This is a genomic window from Haloarcula salina, from assembly GCF_049603855.1.
Classification (GTDB): domain Archaea; phylum Halobacteriota; class Halobacteria; order Halobacteriales; family Haloarculaceae; genus Haloarcula; species Haloarcula salina_A.
The window spans coordinates 344,273-363,073 of sequence record NZ_CP187148.1; the positions used below are offsets into that span (position 1 = coordinate 344,273).

An 18,801-nucleotide genomic window follows, 5' to 3' on the forward strand; every position below is an offset into this window, starting at 1 on the left:
GGGGCGAGCTACGAGTTCCGGGACTCGTGGTGCCAGACTCGGCTGTCGTTTTGCTGGTAGGCCGGATTCATCTCGAACTGCGAGGTTCCGACGACGAACCCACCGTGTGCGGTGAAGATGCCGTTTCGCATCGGGTTGTCCGAGTTGTTGACCAGATACTGGTTCCCGCGGACGCCGCTGAGGTCAACCAGGGAGTTGCCGTACCGCTTGCCGCGACCGATCAGCCAGATCGGCGGGTCACGATCACCGTCCGAGTAGTACTCGTTGCTGGCCTGATATCCAGAGACGTCCCAGGGGTGTGCAACGACGGTGTTGCCGTTCATCACGTATCTGTTGTCGTTTCGCTGTTCTCTCGGATCGCGGTCCATCTTCCAGAGCCACTCGCTCACGTTCTCGTTGGTCTGGGCCTGGACGCGAACCGTGTTTCCGCTCACCGCCGCCCCCTCCGAGCGCATACTGATGCCGATGCGGAAGTCCTGAATTCGGCCCCAGAACTGGTTGCCGTTCGTCCAGCTCCCTTGCCCGCTGGTGTTCTCTCCGGTGGCGTAGAAGTCGAGTGCTCGGTCGAATCCATTCAGCGTCCCGGTCGCGACCTGCATCGAACACGGTTTCGAACCGCCGCGGAACTGGATCCCGATTCCACTCCCGGAGTCAGCGAGGAGATACGCGTCTTTCACCCAGGCTCGATTGGCCGTGTCCAGCTTCTGTGCGTCCTCTGGACCGATGACGATCTGCGTCGAACTCCAGCCCATGTCCCGCGTGTCGACGAACGGGTCGACGAGCTGCGTGTCTCGGACGAGTTCGAACACGTCGAAGTCACCCGACGGAACCACCTTCGCACCGTTGCATTCGAGCCGGACGCCGCGTCTCACTCGGACGGTATCCTGTATCTCGTACGTCTCCCCGGACACCATCCGAACAGTCTGTGTCGGTTGTTGCCCGAACTCGGACCCCGTGGTGGCGGCGTCGATAGCGGCCTGCAGCTGGCCGGGGCGAGCGATGATCGTCCCGTCGCTCGTCCGGGTCGCTGTGGCGCTCCCGTCACCCAGCGAGACGACCGTTTCGCGACCTGCCGCGCTCCCGAACTCGAGCCACTGGTCTCCATCCCCCAGAAAGATCCGTCTCGTATCCGTGGCGAGGAACTTCGCGCCCTCTTTGGGTTCGTAGTCGCTCCGGTTCTCGGCGGCGTCTTTGATTTCGACGTCCGTGTCGATGCGAGCGAAGTTCTCGTTGAGCGGGACGTGCCAGTCCTGGGCCCCGCGATCCGGGCGCTGGTACCCGTGATTCGAAGTGTCCTCGGCCATACACTGTACTCCGCACAGGCCTAGTAAAATATACTGTCGCTACTCTTTCAGGAATGCTCGTCGCCACGACGGCTCGCGAATCGCTAGCCGTAAACGGACCCTTCGACTCCTGGCTCGTGGACGCGACGGTACACCGACTCGAACCCATCGACCATCGATGCGATCGTGAACTCGCGGGCTGCTCGCGCTGCGGCGGTCGATCCCAGCGACTCGGCGAGGTCCGGGTTCTGCAGCAGTCGAATCGTCGCCCACGCGATCTGCGGGGACGACTCTACGTCGACGAAGAGCCCCGATCGATAGCCGTCGATGAGGTCGCTGTTGCCGTCGACCGGCGTCGCGACGATCGGGAGCCCGGCGGCCATCGCCTCGATGACCGCACCGGGGAGCCCCTCGAAGTGCGAAGGGAAGACGAACAGATCCATCGCGTTCAACAGCTCCGGGACGTCCTGTCTGGTGCCGAGGAAGTGGACCGTTTCGGCACAGCCGATCTCCTTTGCGCGTCGTTCGAGCCCCGACCGTTCCGGTCCGTCACCGACGAAGACGAGATGGGCGTCCGGGATTTCCGCGGCGATTTCGGGCCAGGCGTCGAGCAGGTCGTAGTGCCCCTTCCGCTCCAGTAGTCGGCCGACGGTCCCGACGACGGTCGCTTCGGCCGGCAGATCCAGTTCCTCGCGCACCGCCGCGGGCTCTGCCGTCCGGTACGTCTCGATGTCGCGGCCGTTGTACACGACCGACACGTCGTCGCGGTCTGCACCGCGATCGATGACGAACTCGCGACCGGCCGTGGAATTGGAGACGATTCCGTCCGAGAGCGACATCGTCAGCCGGTCGAGGAGTCGGCGTGCGAGCGGATCGGAGTCAGGAACCGACCTGACGCCGGTGATCACGGTCGCGGAACAGAGGAGGCCGGCGATTCGCGAGATCACGTTGCCGTAAAAGAGAAACGACTGGATGATGTCGGGATCCTCGCGTCGGACGGCGAGCCAGAATCGTATCGGAGCGAGGACGAACGCGAGCGGTGTCTCGACGCCGGCGATCACCCCGTTTTCGAGGCGTCCGGCATCCGTGAGGCTCCTGACGGTCACGTCGTCGGAGAGTTCCGACGCGAGCGGATTCGTCGAGAAGATCGTCCAGATGGTCACGTCGTACTCGTCGTGGTCGACCTCGTTCGCCAGGTCGATCAGCGTGCGTTCGGCTCCCCCGACGACGAGGGCACCGATGAAGTACCAGAGCGTCGTCACGGTCAGTCACCCCTCGGCGGCGTCTCTTCGGCCGTATCGGAACGAATGGCTTGGTTCGTTATTGCTTCGAGTGTACGATGACCGCGCTTCCGTTTCCGGTTTTTCGATTGTCGTCCGTCTCGTGATCGTCGCGTTCCACGTCGCCGTCCGTCGACTTCCATGCTGTCTGGGGGACAGACCAGCGAACGGCATAGTAAACCAACTCCTAATCGGCGCATACTTCCGATATGTCTGGTGGGCGGCGTCGTTCCTCGGAGCCGAACGCTCACTCGGTTACCGTCCCGTTGCTGATTGCGTGCAGCGTCCGGACCGCCAGGCGCGCGGGCTCGTAGCTTAGTCGCCCGCCGAGCGCGACCAGCGCGTAGACGAGTCGGTCAGTGTGGAACGGGTAGTAGTAGACCGACTTGAGCAACTGCTTTCTGGCGTCGCCGTAGAACCGGTTTCGGAGCGCTTCCTGGCCGAGAATGAACAGCAGCGAGGCGAGAAACGCCCGCTCGTACTTGCGCCCGTGACTCTTCGCGAGGTCCCGGTGTTTCTCGACCAGCAGCGGGAACGACACGTCTCGCTTCTCCGTGTAGTTGTTGCTGATCCGCTCTTCGCCCTCTGGACAGTGCCGCCGCGTCAGTAGCTCGCGGATGACGCGGAATTCGGTGTGCTGTGACAGTCTGATCAGCCACTCCCGGTCCTGCCAGCTCGGGAACCGCTCGTCCGGCAAGCCCGCTTCGAAGACGACGTCGGTGCGGACCATGAGCGTCGAAAACTCTCCGAACGATTTCCCCACGAGAAGGTCCTCGGTCACGTCGCCCTCACAGGTGAAGATCACGTCCCGCGTGTAGTCGCCGTAATCGTACTCACAGCCGGTGTACACCACCCCGACCTCGTCGTCCGAGTTCTCGAACACTTCGACCTGTCGACTGATCTTCTCCGGTCGCCAGTCGTCGTCGTCGTCGAGCAGTGCGATGTACTCTCCCTCTGCTTTACGTATCCCGGTGTTTCGGGCCTGATTCGCACCGCGGTTCTCCTCGTGGCGAAGACAGACGAGATCCAGGTCGTCGAAAGACTCGGTCGCGAGCGTATCGGCTGCAGGCTGGGGCGAGTGATCGTCGACGACGATGAGTTCGATGTTCGGGTACGTCTGGTCTGCGACGCTGCGCGTCGCGCGCCGGAGCTTGTCCGGCCGTTTGTATGTCGGGATCACGACGCTCACTAGCGGTTTCGACATCAAGGTGCCCATAGCTTCTCGATACCTGAGTAAAGTTAGTGCCTCACTATGCCCCGTTGATCAGTTCTCCGGCGACACGGACCAGCCGGTGAACCCGCCGTTCGTGTACACCTTGTTTGCCGTCGGGTCGTTGTCGATCCGGGCGAGACTCTCCTCGCCGTACCTGAAGAGGTACTCCTGCTGTTCTGCCGTGTAGTACGAGGCAGTGTGCTGTTCGGTGTCGTGCGTCTTCGTCACGACGTAGCTCCGTCCGTACGTGTCCGCGGCTGTGATGTCTTCGCTGTAGTACCCGAGGTTCCGCGGGAGGTTGTTGTTCAGACTGAAGCTCATCGGATAGTACTGCGGGTGGTTCCGGCCGAGGACGAACGCTTCCATCTTGTGTGACGTGTCCATCGAGTGAATCGGTACGCCCGGGTCGTCGTGGGTCGCCATGAACTGGGTCCCGTCGTACTCGGCGTACGTCATGTGATTGTTCGGCTCGTACGCAGCGCCGGCCGCGAGTCCCGCGCTCAGTAACACGAGGGCCGTCAGTGCGACCGTGACTGTCGAGTACCGATTGCTGGCACAGTAGACGAGCGCCAGGGCCACGAGGACCGCGGAGAACAGGAGCGAATACCTGTTCGCACGGATGATTCCTTTGACGATGAGGTTCCCGAGCAGGAACGTCGCGGCGATGACGAGTCCGGCGACGAAGTGGCTCGTTCCGAGCCCCCAGTCGTACCGTGGACCGCGCCAGAGGAACCAGTACAGGGTCAGCAGGGTAAACAGCCCGGCGATAGCGAAGTAAATCGTCGTCGACCCGTACAGTGTGATGAACTTGTTGACGAGCTGCGGAACGGTGAACTCGACCGATCCTGCCTTCTGTAACTCCCTCGCCGCGGGGGTCGCGTCGTTCTGCGTGGCCGCGACTTTCGCGATCGCTTGCCGCGTCTGGCCGAAGTTCGTCAGCCAGGCGAACAACAGCGGGAGAAACGCCACGCCGATCCGCGGGCTCAACTGCCTGATTGGTGCCGTCGACAGCCGTCCGAAGACGCCCGAGTAGACCGCAGTAAGCAACAGCAGTCCGACCATGAACAGCGTCGTCATCGGGTGCGAGTAGATGACGAAGATGCCGATGAGGAGAAAGAGGATGAGGTACTCGTTGTCGTTGCTCCGGCGGTACAGTTCCGCCAGCGCTAGCAACGCCGGAATCAGCATGAACGAGTTCATCGCGGGGTGATTCGACAGGTGGAACGTGGTGTACACCAGGGGGCTCCCGGCCGCTAGCCCAGCCGCCAGACTCCCTCGTTTCCCCGAGATCGTCCGAACGAGGACCCCGATACCGACGATCTGTAGCACAGTGAACAGCAGAGCGGTGACGTAGGGAATCGCGATCAGTGGGACCCCAAGCATCGTCATCTCCGCCATCAGAACGTGCTCACCGGGGTACCAGATCCCGGGCAGCGACCCCGTGTCAATGATCGCTCTCACGTCGCCGAAGTGACGTAAGGCGTCGGCCGTCCCTTGCCCGTAAAACCGATAGCCACGAGCTTTCGGGAGGAAGAAGTACAGCGAGTAGTTTGCGATGACGATTGCGATCCCGTGTCGCCAGTATCCAGAGCCGGTGACTGCAGCGGCGATCAGTGTCAGGATCCCGCCGGCCAGGACGGCGTAAAAGAGGAACCAGAAGGACTGCGGAAGCGCGTTCACGAGCGAGGTCTCGTAGCCCGTCACCGGCTGGATGGTGAGGAATATCCCGCTCTCGAGCACGAGGAACCCGGCGAGTATGATGACCAGGTACTCCTGGAGGTCACGGTTCGCAAACTCGTAGCTGTCGAACAGCCCCCGTTCAAGATCTGTCTCGTAACCCATATCTTATCCCTGTAAACCGCCGACTCCCGGAACCGCTACCTGGCCCAGGTCTTGCTCTCGATTCTGCTCTTTCGCTATTAAGTAATCACTCGTTAACGCCGAGCGGAACTGGCCCTCACGCGGCGACCGATCGGTCCGGTGAGTCCATCCGAAGCCGTGCTCTGGGGCGTCGCTGACGGGGACGAACACGCGGGCCGGTGATCCGACCGTCGTTCCGCGTCCCATCATTTCACGTCTAGTTCGTCCTGTGCGATGGGCAAACTGCTGGACTGCTCTTTGCGCTCTTTCGTGGCCGGATCGCTGATCTCGGCGATCTGTCCGAGCACTCGCGTGGTTTCACGGACGGTGTCGCGCCAGTCGTACCTCGTCGTGACGATATCACGACCGTGGTTCCCGAGGTCGGCCAGCAACTGCCGATCGGTTACGAGGCTCGAGATCGCGTCTGCGAGCCCCGAAACGTCGCCGACTTCGACCGTCTTCCCCGTCTGGTCGACGATCTTCGCGGTCTGTTCGAGGTTGCTCGAGACGACCGGTGTTTCACACGCCAGCGCTTCCAGGACCGTTCGCGGGAACCCCTCAGTTCGGCTCGGGAGGACGAACAGATCGGCCGCCCTGAACACGGTCGGCATGTCGCTGTACGGGACTCGACCGAGGAAGCGGACCGACTCGCTCAGGCCCTCTTCGGAGACGGTGGCTTCGAGCCGATCTCGAAGCGGTCCGTCACCACAGAAGAACAGTTTCGCGTCGGGGCACCGCTCGCGCACTGTCTCGAACGCCGCGAGTGCGTCCTGTGGGCGTTTCCCGTCGACCAGTCGACCGACGAAGACGATTGCCGGTCCGTCTGCCGCTGCGATTTCAGCGTGTTGCGGACCGGCGGGCGAGAACCGCTCGGTGTCGATGCCGTTGTTCACGACCGCGATGTCGGCGTCGACGCCGAGTTCTCGCAGCCGCGATTGTTCCACGTCGGTGTAGCAGAACGTCACGTCCGCAGAATCGTACGTCCACTTGCCCAGCGTTCGCAGGTGGGCACGAGAGAACCAGAACGGTCCCCGCTGAGAGTTGAGTCCGTGGCAGGTAACCGCAAGCGGCGTATCGGTGTAGCGGCAGTATCCCGCCGCCACGTTGCTCGAGAAGAACAGGTGCGAGTGGGCGTGGACGATGTCGTAATCGTCTGCGTCTCGCAGATAGCCGATCGTATCAGTGAACAGCTGATTGCCGAGGAGTTCGAGTTTCGGTGGCTGTCTGACCAGCGTGTACCCGTCTCGTTCGACAGTCTCTCGCTCGTTCAGCTCGTCCGCGACGGTCAGAACTGTCACGTCGTGACCGTTCGCCGCCTGATCGCGGCTAAGGGCGTGTATGTGGTACGGTGCTCCGCCGACAGTTTCAGGGAAGATGTCCTGAGCGACCCGGAGAATACGCATTTGTGTCGGCCGAGTCTTACCGATAGACGGGTTTAGTTAATAGTCGTATTTTTCGAGTAGTACCTTTCTATACCGTCGGTGAGCACCCCTGTCCGTCCACCAGACCCCGCCTGCCGATCGTCAGCAAACGAGTACTTATCAGGCAATGTCGGTTCGCGCAGTCCCTGACTCCCTGTGTATTCGTTGTATATATTTGTATACCTCGGCCCACTATCAGCAGATTACGGCGGCTATTCCCTCGTCACGTTCCAACGTCCACTCCTCACGCTGTGAGACTCCGCTGGCCGATGGAGTCGTCATCCATGTTCGAAACCCCTTCGAGGACCACACGCGCTCGGGGACGTCCACTCACTACCAGTGGTCTGCTCCCGTAGGGACACTATAAACAAACCCGTCCACGTCGTGGGATGAACTGATGGTAAAATCTGGGCCGATCGCGTTTTACGTCCCGTCGCTGACGGTCGGTGGCGCCGAGCGCGTGACTGTATCCGTTGCGAACGGGCTCGCCGAGCGGGGGTACGACGTTGACCTGCTCGTGTCGTACAACCGAGGCGCGTTTCGCGAGGAGGTAGCTGATGACGTAACGCTCGTCGATCTCGAGACCCCGGAGGTTCCGGTGCTGGGGATCGGAGCTAGCGTTCCGCAGTTCGCACGCTATCTCAGACGACGCGAGCCCGCGATGCTGTTCTCTCAGATGACGTACGCCAACGTCATCCACCTCTTTACACAGCTCGTTGCCGGGACTGACACCGTCGCAATTTCCACGATCCACAACACGCTCGGGATGCAGGAAGAATCGAAGGAGAAACTCGTCCAGTGGCTTCAGCGCCGCCTCGCCGGGCGGTCTGATCAGTTCGTCGCCGTTTCCGAAGGTGTCGCCCAGAGCGTCGTGGAGTACGTCGGTGTCGACCGCGAGAAGGTCTCCGTCCTCCACAATCCGATCCCCGTCGACGAGGTTCGGGACCGGGCCGAGGAGTCGGTCGATCACCCCTGGATCGAATCCGACGATCTCGACGTCGTCCTCGGCGTCGGGCGACTGGAGCGGGCGAAGAACTACGGCTCGTTCCTCCGCGCGTTCGAGCGTGTCCAGGCGGCGCGACCGGACACGCGAGCGATCATCGTCGGTCGCGGGTCCAAGCGAGACGAACTCGAGGAACTGGCGGCCGAATTGGGCATCAAAGACGCGGTTTCGTTCCCCGGTTTCGTCGACAATCCTTACGGTTACATGGCTGGTGCGGACGTTCTCACGATGTCGTCGATCCACGAGGGGCTGCCGACCGTTCTCATCGAGGCTCTCGCCTGTGGTTGTCCAGTCGTCTCGACCGATTGTCCCAGCGGCCCGTCGGAAATTCTGGAAAACGGGGAGTACGGCCCGCTCGTGGCGGTCGACGACGACGAGGGGCTCGCTTCAGCCATCCAGGAGACGCTCGACGACCCGCTTCCGAGTGACGTGTTGATCCAGCGCGCGAACGATTTTGCACCGGACGCCGTGATCGATCAGTACGAAGCATTCATCCGCAACTACGTTTCGGTCGAGACCACTGGCAGTGTCGACAGGCGATCCGAGCCGGTCACTTCGTCGTGACGGCTGGCGCGCAACTACGGTACGCTGTCCCGGTCGGCGGTCGCGGTATCGGACTCCGATGATCCCCGGCCGATGGGCCGAGTGTTCCCCAACTCGTACTGTACGTACCCTCGTAACATCCCCACGTTGCTGACGACCTGGCCGACTGCGGACAGCATACTCTTCCGAACGGTCGAACTGACGTAGTAGCTCGGCACGAAGATGAACTTCGCCATCTGTTTGTGGACGTCGGTGCCCCGAATCTGGTAGTACGGTATCGACTCTTTGCCGTGTCGGTACTGTTTTTCGAGGTAGTCTGAGATCGATTCGGCGAACGGGTGCTCGACAGTCAGTTCGGGATCGTACCACACCGTGTACGACTCACAGATCCTGTCGGTCAGCTCGGTCTCCTCGTGGCCGTACGGGAGCCGTTCGTCGAACGGTCCCACGTCGGCGATGACCTCGCGCCGAACCGCCATGTTGCATCCCACCACCGTCTCCGTCGGGTGTCCGACGGACCCCTGGTCGTACTGCGTAGAGAGCCCCCGTGTCACCGGTGCGCCGGTGTCTCGAATCGGACCCGTGACAGCCGGATACTCGTCTAGCAGTTCCGCGACGCGGTCGAAGTACTCCCCCTGTGGCACGGAGTCGTCGTCGAGAAAGACCAGTTTCTCCGCTTCGGCCTCACGAATCCCCTCGTTTCTCGCCGCAGATGCGCTCCCCTCGGTACAGACGAGCAGTTCCGCCTCGACGTCTGCCGCTGCTATCTTCCCCTCCCATCCGAACTCCCTGTCGGGGTCCAGTGTCGGGATGATGATCGAGAGATCGACCATTTTCAGGTCGTTCCGTCTGCGCCACCTTGGTTAACGTGTCTGAATAACCGACGCCGTTCGAGTAGCGACACGCTGACTGCTCCCGGAACCGGTCGAGTACCGCCTCCGTGTGTATAGGTAGTGACTAACAAACACAGTCGGATTCGGTTCGACTGTCAGATGCCGTCCCACCAGTACGCGCTCGGTGTCCTGCAACTCGGCCTACCGTCCACTGAGTACGGGGGGGACAGCGAGACCTGTCGTATCGGCCGGTCCGGTCGTCGTTCGATTCAACGGAGTCTGAAGCGACGATGCCTCCCGTGGGGGAGAACACGTCGATGACCGGGACGGACCGTATCGCTGTCGTCACGCAGCAGTACCCTCCTGACAAAAGCGGCCACGCGTCGCGGATGAACGACGTCACTCGAAACCTCGCCGAGGAGGGTTGGGCGGTCGAAGTACTCGCCCCGCCGCCGTGCTTTCCCCACGGCGAGTTCGATCGCGACTGGTACCGCACTCGCCGGACGTCTGCCGGCGACGTCAGGGTCCAGCGACTGTGGGCGTGGCAACCCACGGTGGCGGATCCGGGAACGCTTTCGCGTATCGCCTACTACGTCACCTTTGCGCTTCACGCGGCGCTCTGGCTAACGATTCGTACCCGTCGATACGATGCTGTCCTGACCACGACGCCGCCGATTTCGACCGGCCTCGCGGGCCTCGTGACGGCTGTTTCTGGATTGCCGTGGGTCGTCGACGTACGCGACCTCTGGATCGACGCGTCGGTCTCGCTCGGATTCATTTCTGAGGGCGGCGTCCTGGAACGGGCCAGTCGCCGGTTTCAGCGTACCGTCCTGCACGCCGCGGATGCGATCGCTGTCACGACCGAGACGCTCGGCGAGCACCTCTGTACGCAGTACGGAGAGGCGCTCTCTCCGAAGGTGTTCCTCCTCCCGAACGGCGTCGACGTCGACCGATTCGAGTCGGCTGACGCTCCCGACGCCGCCGATCGACCAGACGAGCCACTGATCGTGTACGTCGGGAACATCGGTCACGCACAGAACCTGGACGCGTGCATTCGTGCGATGGGTGAGCTGGAGGGCGACGCGGAACTCCGTCTGGTCGGTGGCGGCGACACTGTTCCAGACCTCCGGGAAACGGCCGAATCAAGCGATGTCTCGGACGCCGTCACCTTCGCCGGACCGATGCCTCACGAGGAAATCCCGTCGCTGCTCGCGTCGGCAGACGTCGGAATCGCTCCACTCGTCGACGACGACGAACTCGCGTATGCCATGCCGACGAAGGTGTACGAGTACATGGGGGCCGGACTTCCGGTCGTGACGACCGGGCGCGGTGAGGTCGAGCGGTTCATCGACTCTTCGAACGGCGGGATCCACGCGGAGAGCGACGTCGAGAGCATCGCGAGCGCCTTCGACACACTACTAGCCGACGAGAGCTACCGCGAGCGGCTCGGTGAGAACGGGCAGGCGTACGTTCGGTCCCGCTACGACCGGTCGGCGATCACCGAAACGCTCCACGAACGGCTGCGACAATTAGCCGACGGCGGTGTGACAACTGCAGGAGACGCGACTGACAGCGCGGTGGCGGGGAATGAGTGAGAGCGACACGAGTCTCTGGGCGTTCGCGGACGCGAGCCGGCTTCCGCTGCTGTATCACACCGCCCGCAACATGGAGTCCCGGCAGCTCCTGGGGATCGCCGAGCGGAAACTCCGTCACCTCGTCGTGCCGTCGGTACCCCTGGACTTCGACGCGCGCTACGAGTCGGCGATACCGGCGTCGTTATCGGTGCGGTCCGAGCCGATCGCGGCGAACACCGCGACACTGCGCGGGTGTCTGTCGGCGTCCGCGCGGTCGAGATTTCGGACGCTGACTGCCGGTCTCGACGCGGGCGAGGTCACGTTCCGAAATCGGACGGTCGCGGTCGGCGGGCCCCGCGGCGTCGACTGGCTCGGTGCGACTATCCCGTCGCCGTCGACGCTCTGGGGCGTCCAGTTTTACGGCTTCACCTTTCTGGCCTGGCCGGTCCTCGCCTACGGTTCTGTCGACTCGTGTGCTCCGGTAGCGTCGACGCTCCGGGGGTGGATCGACGACTGGGTGAGCGCCGATGGCACGGAAATCGGTCGCGAGGGCTATCTTCGCCGCGTCTGGACGCCCCACACCGTCTCCCTCCGCGTCCTCCATCTGATTCGGTACTACGCGTGGTCCGTCGAAGATCACGAATCGGCGCACGCGCGACTGCTCAAGCGGCTGATCTACAAGAACGCGCGGTTCCTCTCGAAGCACGTCGAACACGACGTCGGCGGGAATCATCTCATCGAAAACGGTGCGGCGCTCGCATTCGCGGGCCTGTTTTTCGAGACAGAGGGCTCGACGTTCCTCCAGCAGGGCGTCGACGTTCTCCAGACGGCCGCGCCCCAATTCCTCGACGACGGGGGACACTTCGAACGGAGTCCGATGTACCACGCGATCACGCTCACCCGCTACCTGTCGGTCTGTGACCTCCTCGAACGGACGGGACGTGACGTTCCGAGGGCACTCCAGCGTGTCGCTGCCGCTGCTACCTGGCACCTCGATGCGCTCCGGCCACCTGACGGCCGTCTCCCGCTCCTCAACGACTCAGCATTCGGGATGGCGCTCCCGATGGACGCCTGTCTCGACTACGCACGGGCCGTCGGCATCGACGAGGACGCTCTGCCCGAGTCTGACCGACCGATGGTCTCCGATCCGAATCGACTGGACGCGTCCGGCTACTACTGGATCGGCGACGGGACGGACCGGCTGCTCGTCGACGGCGGTGCGATCGGCCCGCCGCATCTCCCGGCGCACTCGCACAACGATCACTTCGCCGTTCTCTGGTGGGTCGACGGACAGCGCGTCCTCTGTGACACGGGGGTCTACGAGTACCTTCCGACCGGTGAACGGCAGTACGCCCGTAGCGTCGCCGCACACAACACCGTCCAGTACGCCGACGTCGAACCGATCCCTCTCGGCGGGAGTTACCTGTTCGGGCGACGGATCGAGCCGACGGTCCGGTACGGGACCGACGAGGACCTCACGTACTTCGACGGGAGTTACGTCCGGCGTCTTTCGCGGACCGATCGCTACCGTCACCATCGTCGAATTTACGGCGCTGACGACTGGTGGCTCGTCTGGGATCGGCTCACGGCCTCCGCCCCCGATCGGATTCGAAGCAGACTCCACTTCGACCCCGCCGTCTCCCTCGAACCGGATCCCGACGCGGACCGATCTCGGCTCCAGATCCACCGATCGGATGAGGGCTCGGCCCCGCTCGGCCACTGTCATCCGATCGATGCCAGCGGCGTCTCACGGACGCAGAGTCGCTACTTCCCGTCGTTCGGGCGCTCGGTCCCGCGAACGTGCCTCTCGCTACACTCGCGGGGCGAAGACGTCTCCTTCGGGTATCTTCTGTCACGAGACTCCTACGACGCCGTAACGGTGTCCAGCGACGGCGACGGTACGGTCCTGCTCTCCCTCGACGGTCGGACGTGGAGGCTCCCCTCGGGTGGCGACTGACCCACCCTTCGAATCGTTCCTGTCACGCGTTCATTCGTCGAGGACGTCCTGATAGAGCGACTCCACGCGCTCAGCGTACGCCGTCCAGGTCCACCCCTGCTCGACGAGGCGGTCTCTCCCGCGCTGACCCATGGCGTCGAGTCGGGCTGGGTCCCGAAGTAGCGAGGTGAGCGAATCGGCGAGTTCATCCGGTCTCTCCGGTGGAATGATCACTCCGGTCTTCCCGTCCGAGACCTGCTCGGTGACGCCGCCGATGTCGGTCCCGAGGACCGCTGTTTCGGCCGCCATAGCCTCGTAAATTACCGTTGGTCGCCCTTCAGCCCGGCTCGGCAATACGAGGAGGTCGGCGACCGCGAGCCACCGTCGGAGCGCCATCGACGTGATTCCCGTATAGACGTGTCGATCGGTGAAATCGCTCTCTATCAGTGCGTTCTGGAGGTCCAGGCGCATCGCACCGCCGTGGCCTACGAACACGAACTCCGTGTTCGGAAGCGACAACTTCGGGAGGACGTCGACGAGTTCCGGAATCCCCTTTCGCTCACAGAATTCGCCGACGAACAGCGCGACGGTCGCATCTGGATCGATCGATAGCTCCTCTCGAAGGCGCTCCTTCCGATCGACCGGATAGCGACTTGGTGTTGCCCCGATTGGAACCGTTTCGACCTTCTCCGCCGACACGTGGGTGGCGGCCTCGTCAGCGAGTGCGTCGCTCACGCAGAGCACCTTTGCACTTGCTTCGAGCGTCTCGTCGACGCGGCTCCGCACGCCTCGGGACAACGACTCGTATTCGTTCAGGAAGTGCCCGTGTGAGATGACGAACAACGGAATGTCGTGCGTCCGGCAGTATGGCAGCATCCCGTAGCCGTCGAGGTAGATGTGACAGGCCTGAACGACGTCGGGGACGTCGAAAGTTTCCGCAACGTATCGGGGGACTCGTCTGGCGAACGAGTCGCCGGCCAGACCATAGAAGAGTCGCTTCGGAAGTAGATACCAGAATCGCGGGTGGTGGACGTCGTACTCTCCCCAGTCCTCGGAGTCAGGTAACGCCGCGTATTCGGATTTCGGACCGACCGGGGGCGCGAACGGTCGGGGGGAGACGACGTCTACAGCTATCCCGGCGTCCCGTAGCGAGCGTACGATACGGTGGTTGAAGAGTCCGATATACGGATTGATGGCGTCAGGATGGTTGACAGCGCTCGCCAACACTGAGACGCTCATTTGCACTGACCTCTTGGTTTCGACCCAAAGTTATGGTCATTCTACCGTCGGCTTGAGTTCTGGACATGTGATTACCAGTGATCGCAATCCGTCCTGGAGGGCCGTGGTATCCGCCCTCACCGCGGGTGACTGTGGTGTATTCGACAGACAGCAACTGTCCGAGGAATCCTGGTTCAGGAGAGCGAACGCTGCTATTCTATCAGATCGATGGTAGTCGATCCGGTCGGCCGGTATCTTCTCCGTACTCTGAGGAATCTGTGGCTTTGATACTACGCCTGTCGCTTTGGAACCGCCGACGGCCCGTCTCTCGATGATCAGGGACGACATAACCGAACAGGAGTGTTACCGAGTAACAAGTTGTCTATAACAAACAGTCTCGGCTATGACTCAGTAATATGGTATGTTCTGGCATACCCTGGGGCCGACCGAATCGGGGGGTGAGACGCGGTGACTGATTCGACAGCGGCGTTCGTACTCGGAACCCGTCCGGAGATTATCAAACTCGCACCGGTCATCAAAGCTTGCCAACGCCGGAACGTCTCGACGCTCGTGATCCACACGGGACAGCACTACTCCGAATCGTTGGACGACGTCTTCTTTCGCCAGCTCGATCTCGATCCTCCCGACGTTAACCTCGGCGTCGGATCGGGAAGCCACGGGCAACAGACCGGCGAGATGGTACTCGGGATCGAAGAGCACCTCGTCGAAACCCAACCCGACGTGCTGTTCGTCCAGGGAGACACGAACTCGACCCTCGCGGGGGCGCTGGCCGCCTGTAAAATCGATGGCATCGAGGTTGCACACATAGAGGCCGGTCTCCGCAGCTACGACCGTGAGATGCCGGAGGAGTGCAACAGAATCATCGTCGACCACGCCGTTGATCACCTGTATCCACCCACCGAAGAGACCGCGGCGCTGCTCAGGGACGAGGGAATTCCCGGCGATCGGATCACGGTGACAGGAAACACGATCGTCGACGCGGTCGAGATGTACGACGAGACCGCCGCGTCGACGAGTTCGACGCTCTCGATGCTCGATGTCGACGCGGGAGAGTTCGACCTGTTGACAGCCCATCGAGCCGAGAACGTCGACGACCGCGATCGGTTTGCGAACATTCTCTTCGGAGTCGCGGCGGCCGCACAACACCGCGATAACGAAGTGATCTATCCAGTTCACCCGCGCGCGCAGGATCGACTCGAAACCTTCGACCTCTCGGTACCGGACTGCATTCGGGCGATCGATCCGCTCGACTTCTTCGATTTCTTACGTCTCGAGAGCACGGCGTCGCTCGTGTTCACTGACTCCGGCGGCGTCCAGGAGGAGACGTGTATCCTCGGGACACCCTGTGTCACCCTCAGAAACGGCACTGAACGCCCCGAAACGGCATTCGTGGGCGCGAACTGTGTCGTCGGGCATCGACCGGACGACATCGTGGCCGGTGCGCGTCGGATGGACTCGAAATCGGGCGAGTGGGAGCCACCGTTCGGCGACGGCCACGCCGCGGAACACATTCTCGACGACGTCGGACTCGAAAGCCAGCACGCGGAACGAGAGACCGAATCGCCGGCGAAAGAGGCTCCCAGGGAACTGTAGGAGATGCCCGATCGCCCAGGGCGATACTGCTGGGATAACGGGCCTGCCTCCGACACCGGCGTGGTGAGTTCGGCGGATGGATCGGTCGTTTCTCTGCGGGATTCCCCCGCGCACAGCCTCGACGCACAACGGTGGATTCGAGCGCGAAACGGGTGAGAGTGAACAGATGTCTCTACGGCGCTGTCACACGCTCGCCGCGAGCACTGTCCGACTCCCGAACCGGTACCGCCCCACACGTCGCTTTGTCACTCAGTGGGCGTTAATTCCGCGGGTAACTACTTACTATTTATTAGCCACCGACTCCTACCGTCGGCCAGCGACAGTGGTAGTGACGCAGCCATCACCGCTTCGTGGCGTTGGCCTCCAGACGCCGTCGTCCGCGACAAGGAACGGCCCTCTCTCTGACGTCGGTGGCGTCACGCGCCTCTGTGAACCCCGCTGGAGTCCCCACTGATGCTGGATGAAAGATTGAACCGCCGGAAACTGCTCGCTCTGATCGGAGCCACAGGGGTGGGAACGGTGGCCTTTCGAGCGTATTCAGACGGTGGCCGAAGTCGGGAGTCGGGACCGCGGTCGGAAACGCCGACGCCACAGGCCACTGACGAGCCGCGCTCGTCGACACCCGACAGTCGCCAGTCCCAGACGGACGACCCGTCCGTCGTCGATATCCGCCAATTCGGCGCTCGTGTCGACGGGCAGACGGACGACACGCCTGCGATCCGCCGCGCGCTCGATGCCGTTCACCCGGGCGGTATCCTGCAGTTTCCGCCCGGCGACATCGTGATCGATTCCCCCGAAGATGTCCGGGCCGCCATCTCACTCACAGACCAGCACCGGAACGTGACGATTCGCGGGAGCGTCGACGGCGAGACACGGAGTACGCTCCACATGGCTCCGAACCAGGAGCACGTCCACTACGCGTTCCACGTCACCGGCGACGGTCTGAAAGCGAGCGACGAGATCTCGATTCGCAACGTGACAATTGACCTCCACTCCGAGCAACAGGATACGGTCGGAACCGCGATCAGAACGAACGGTTCGAACGGGACCTTCTCCTTACGAAATTGCCGGATCATGAGGACGCGCAACTCGGGGATCAAGATGGTCGGGGGGATGGATGGTGATATTCAAGACTGCAGGTTCGAGGACAACGGTGTGGTCGCCTACGGTCACGCGATTTCGCCGAAGCAGGCCACGCGGAAGACGACGACGACGATCAGGAACGTCGTCTGTACGAATCAGCGAGGTGTTTCTATCGACGTTGGAAAGGGCCGCAACGGCGACAAGCAGACCGTACACATCGAACAGTGCGTCCTGAAAGACAGCATCGGCGGCATCAAAATCAACCCGACCGCCGCCGCTGTAACGATCAAGAACACCCAGATACTCGGCGGTGAGTCGACGACGATCCCGGTCAAAATGAACCCGTACGACTACTATATGGGCACTGTCGAACTGGACAACGTCCTCATCGACGGCGGCGGCTGGCCCGGAATCGACTTCCCGAACGCGACGGCGCTCGAACTCCACGACGTCGCGATCAAGAACGTCGACAAGAACAACGAGAGCCGAGGCAGGGACCGGGGCGGAATCCGAACCGACGAACTCGACTTCGGCTCTTCCGGACGAATCTCGATACACAACGTCGGCGTCAACAACGAGGGTCCTGCACTGAAGATATTCGAGGGCAGTGGCTCGATCGCGGAAGTCAGACACGACGGAACGGGCGGACTCGGCCAAACCGAGGGCGTGACGGTCCGAGCCGACAGACAGGGGGAACCACCGCTGGAACCCGACATCCCGACCGAATCCGAGGTCGGACTCGCGGATCACTCGGTCTAGGGACGGTGACCGCTCCGTGGCCGGGCGCGCTGATGACAGTATCGACGTGTTCGGTGATCGAATCGCGGGGGATGGGGGTGCCAGGACTATGCGGCTCAGAGGTAGCCGAGATCCGCGAGTCGTTGCTCCGTCTCCGCGTCCATGCTGTCCTGTCTGGACTCCTCGACGTCGGGCCTCCGCTCCCGGTGATCCGTCGCCGTCGTCGTCGCCCACGGGACCTTCTTTAGCGACGGATGGAGAAACCCCTCTGGGTGACCGTACAGGCCCAACTCGCCGAACAGTTCCCCGTGGTCGGCCGTAATGACCACCTTCGATGCATCGACGTTACGCAGGAGGGTCTCGATCGAGTCCAGCACGAACCGGAGGTTTTCGAGGTAGAGCTCTTTGACTTCAGTGATTGTCGCCACTTCCTGATCCAGCGCCGTCCACGGATCGGCCTCGACGGCAGTCGGCGGTCTGTTCTCTGCGTACGCGTCTGCGATATACGGGGTGTGTGGCTGGAGATAGTGGACGACCATCCGATCGAACGTTCCGTTCCGGGCCGCGTTGATCGCGTAGTCGGTCATGATGTCCGGTGGCGCTTCGGGGAAGTGCTCGTCGGAGTCGTGTCTGTGGACGTGGAGGAATTTCGCGAACGCCGACTTCTCGACGATGTCCCAGTCCGGCCACATCACCGGAATGGAATACGCTTTCGGCGGAAACGTCCTGTCGTTGAACGTCTGGGGGAAAAACGGATTGGACGTGATCAGCGCCGTCTCCGCGATAGCTTCGCGGTACTCGTTCGTGAACGTCTTGCAGATCCACTCGTGTGACGCGCTGCCGACCGACCAGACCGACCCAATTTCGTCGAGGAAGTCGTACTCTGAGGCGACGCTTCGGAGAGCGTCGACCCGACACGCGTCGAGCACGAGCAGCAGATCCCAGTCTCGCTCGTAGATGTTCGTCCCGATCGGGTAGCGCGTCGTCAGTGTGTAGTACGGTCCGTTGAACGCACCTCGAAGCGCCCGTGCCACGTCTTGCAAGTCACGCTGTTGAATCCCCCGAGAAAGCTCGCTCGCCCAGCTGCGAGCATCGGTTTGCATGATGCCGTACTCGGACGAACCGGATATAGTTATACTTGGAAAAACGCCAAATCTCGACCGACGAGTCGGGCAGTCGGCCGGCGGCTGAGACCCGCTGAC

13 protein-coding genes are annotated in these 18,801 nt (G+C 62.4%); 5 read left to right on the top strand and 8 right to left on the bottom strand.

Annotated elements, in window-relative coordinates:
• Nucleotides 1–8: 8 nt before the first annotated feature.
• The 5 genes from ACOZ4I_RS18930 to ACOZ4I_RS18950 all read right to left on the bottom strand — a co-directional run bounded on the left by ACOZ4I_RS18930 (nt 9) and on the right by ACOZ4I_RS18950 (nt 7,039).
• On the bottom strand, nt 9–1,304 hold the full coding sequence (locus tag ACOZ4I_RS18930; RefSeq protein ID WP_424004997.1) for a hypothetical protein: 1,296 nt from the start codon (nt 1,302–1,304) through the stop codon (nt 9–11).
• Nucleotides 1,305–1,387: 83 nt separating this feature from the next.
• Nucleotides 1,388–2,545 (bottom strand): glycosyltransferase, encoded by a 1,158-nt coding sequence (locus tag ACOZ4I_RS18935; RefSeq protein ID WP_424004999.1) that lies wholly within the window; start codon nt 2,543–2,545, stop codon nt 1,388–1,390.
• Between the two features lie 265 nt (nt 2,546–2,810).
• On the bottom strand, nt 2,811–3,767 hold the full coding sequence (locus tag ACOZ4I_RS18940; protein WP_424005001.1) for a glycosyltransferase family 2 protein: 957 nt from the start codon (nt 3,765–3,767) through the stop codon (nt 2,811–2,813).
• Between the two features lie 60 nt (nt 3,768–3,827).
• Complete coding sequence (locus ACOZ4I_RS18945) at nt 3,828–5,618, bottom strand: hypothetical protein (protein WP_424005002.1); 1,791 nt, start codon at nt 5,616–5,618, stop codon at nt 3,828–3,830.
• 224 nt (nt 5,619–5,842) lie between these two features.
• Entirely contained in the window at nt 5,843–7,039 is a 1,197-nt protein-coding gene (locus ACOZ4I_RS18950) for a glycosyltransferase family 4 protein (protein WP_424005003.1), read from the bottom strand.
• 415 nt (nt 7,040–7,454) lie between these two features.
• Between ACOZ4I_RS18950 and ACOZ4I_RS18955 the strand changes: the two genes are divergently transcribed.
• On the top strand, nt 7,455–8,624 hold the full coding sequence (locus ACOZ4I_RS18955) for a glycosyltransferase (RefSeq protein ID WP_424005004.1): 1,170 nt from the start codon (nt 7,455–7,457) through the stop codon (nt 8,622–8,624).
• A 14-nt stretch (nt 8,625–8,638) separates the two neighbouring features.
• Here ACOZ4I_RS18955 and ACOZ4I_RS18960 read toward each other — a convergent pair whose 3' ends face one another.
• Nucleotides 8,639–9,436, bottom strand: a complete 798-nt coding sequence (locus tag ACOZ4I_RS18960) for a glycosyltransferase family 2 protein (RefSeq protein ID WP_424005006.1) — start codon at nt 9,434–9,436, stop codon at nt 8,639–8,641.
• A gap of 290 nt (nt 9,437–9,726) precedes the next feature.
• Here ACOZ4I_RS18960 and ACOZ4I_RS18965 point away from each other — a divergent pair, with 290 nt between their 5' ends.
• Nucleotides 9,727–11,031: a glycosyltransferase family 4 protein gene (locus ACOZ4I_RS18965; RefSeq protein ID WP_424005008.1), complete on the top strand. Its 1,305-nt coding sequence runs from the start codon at nt 9,727–9,729 to the stop codon at nt 11,029–11,031.
• Nucleotides 11,024–12,967 (top strand): heparinase II/III family protein, encoded by a 1,944-nt coding sequence (locus ACOZ4I_RS18970; protein ID WP_424005010.1) that lies wholly within the window; start codon nt 11,024–11,026, stop codon nt 12,965–12,967. Before ACOZ4I_RS18965 ends, ACOZ4I_RS18970 begins: the two co-directional genes overlap by 8 nt.
• A 30-nt stretch (nt 12,968–12,997) precedes the next feature.
• On the opposite strand, the gene ACOZ4I_RS18975 is transcribed toward ACOZ4I_RS18970, so the two are convergent.
• Nucleotides 12,998–14,185, bottom strand: a complete 1,188-nt coding sequence (locus ACOZ4I_RS18975) for a glycosyltransferase family 4 protein (RefSeq protein WP_424005012.1) — start codon at nt 14,183–14,185, stop codon at nt 12,998–13,000.
• Between the two features lie 447 nt (nt 14,186–14,632).
• Between ACOZ4I_RS18975 and wecB the strand changes: the two genes are divergently transcribed.
• On the top strand, nt 14,633–15,778 hold the full coding sequence (gene wecB, locus ACOZ4I_RS18980) for a non-hydrolyzing UDP-N-acetylglucosamine 2-epimerase (RefSeq protein WP_424005013.1): 1,146 nt from the start codon (nt 14,633–14,635) through the stop codon (nt 15,776–15,778).
• 453 nt (nt 15,779–16,231) lie between these two features.
• Nucleotides 16,232–17,620, top strand: a complete 1,389-nt coding sequence (locus tag ACOZ4I_RS18985; RefSeq protein ID WP_424005015.1) for a glycosyl hydrolase family 28-related protein — start codon at nt 16,232–16,234, stop codon at nt 17,618–17,620.
• Nucleotides 17,621–17,715: 95 nt separating this feature from the next.
• On the opposite strand, the gene ACOZ4I_RS18990 is transcribed toward ACOZ4I_RS18985, so the two are convergent.
• The gene (locus ACOZ4I_RS18990; protein ID WP_424005017.1) at nt 17,716–18,702 is read right to left on the bottom strand and encodes a hypothetical protein; all 987 of its coding nucleotides are present in this window, start codon (nt 18,700–18,702) and stop codon (nt 17,716–17,718) included.
• Nucleotides 18,703–18,801: the final 99 nt, after the last annotated feature.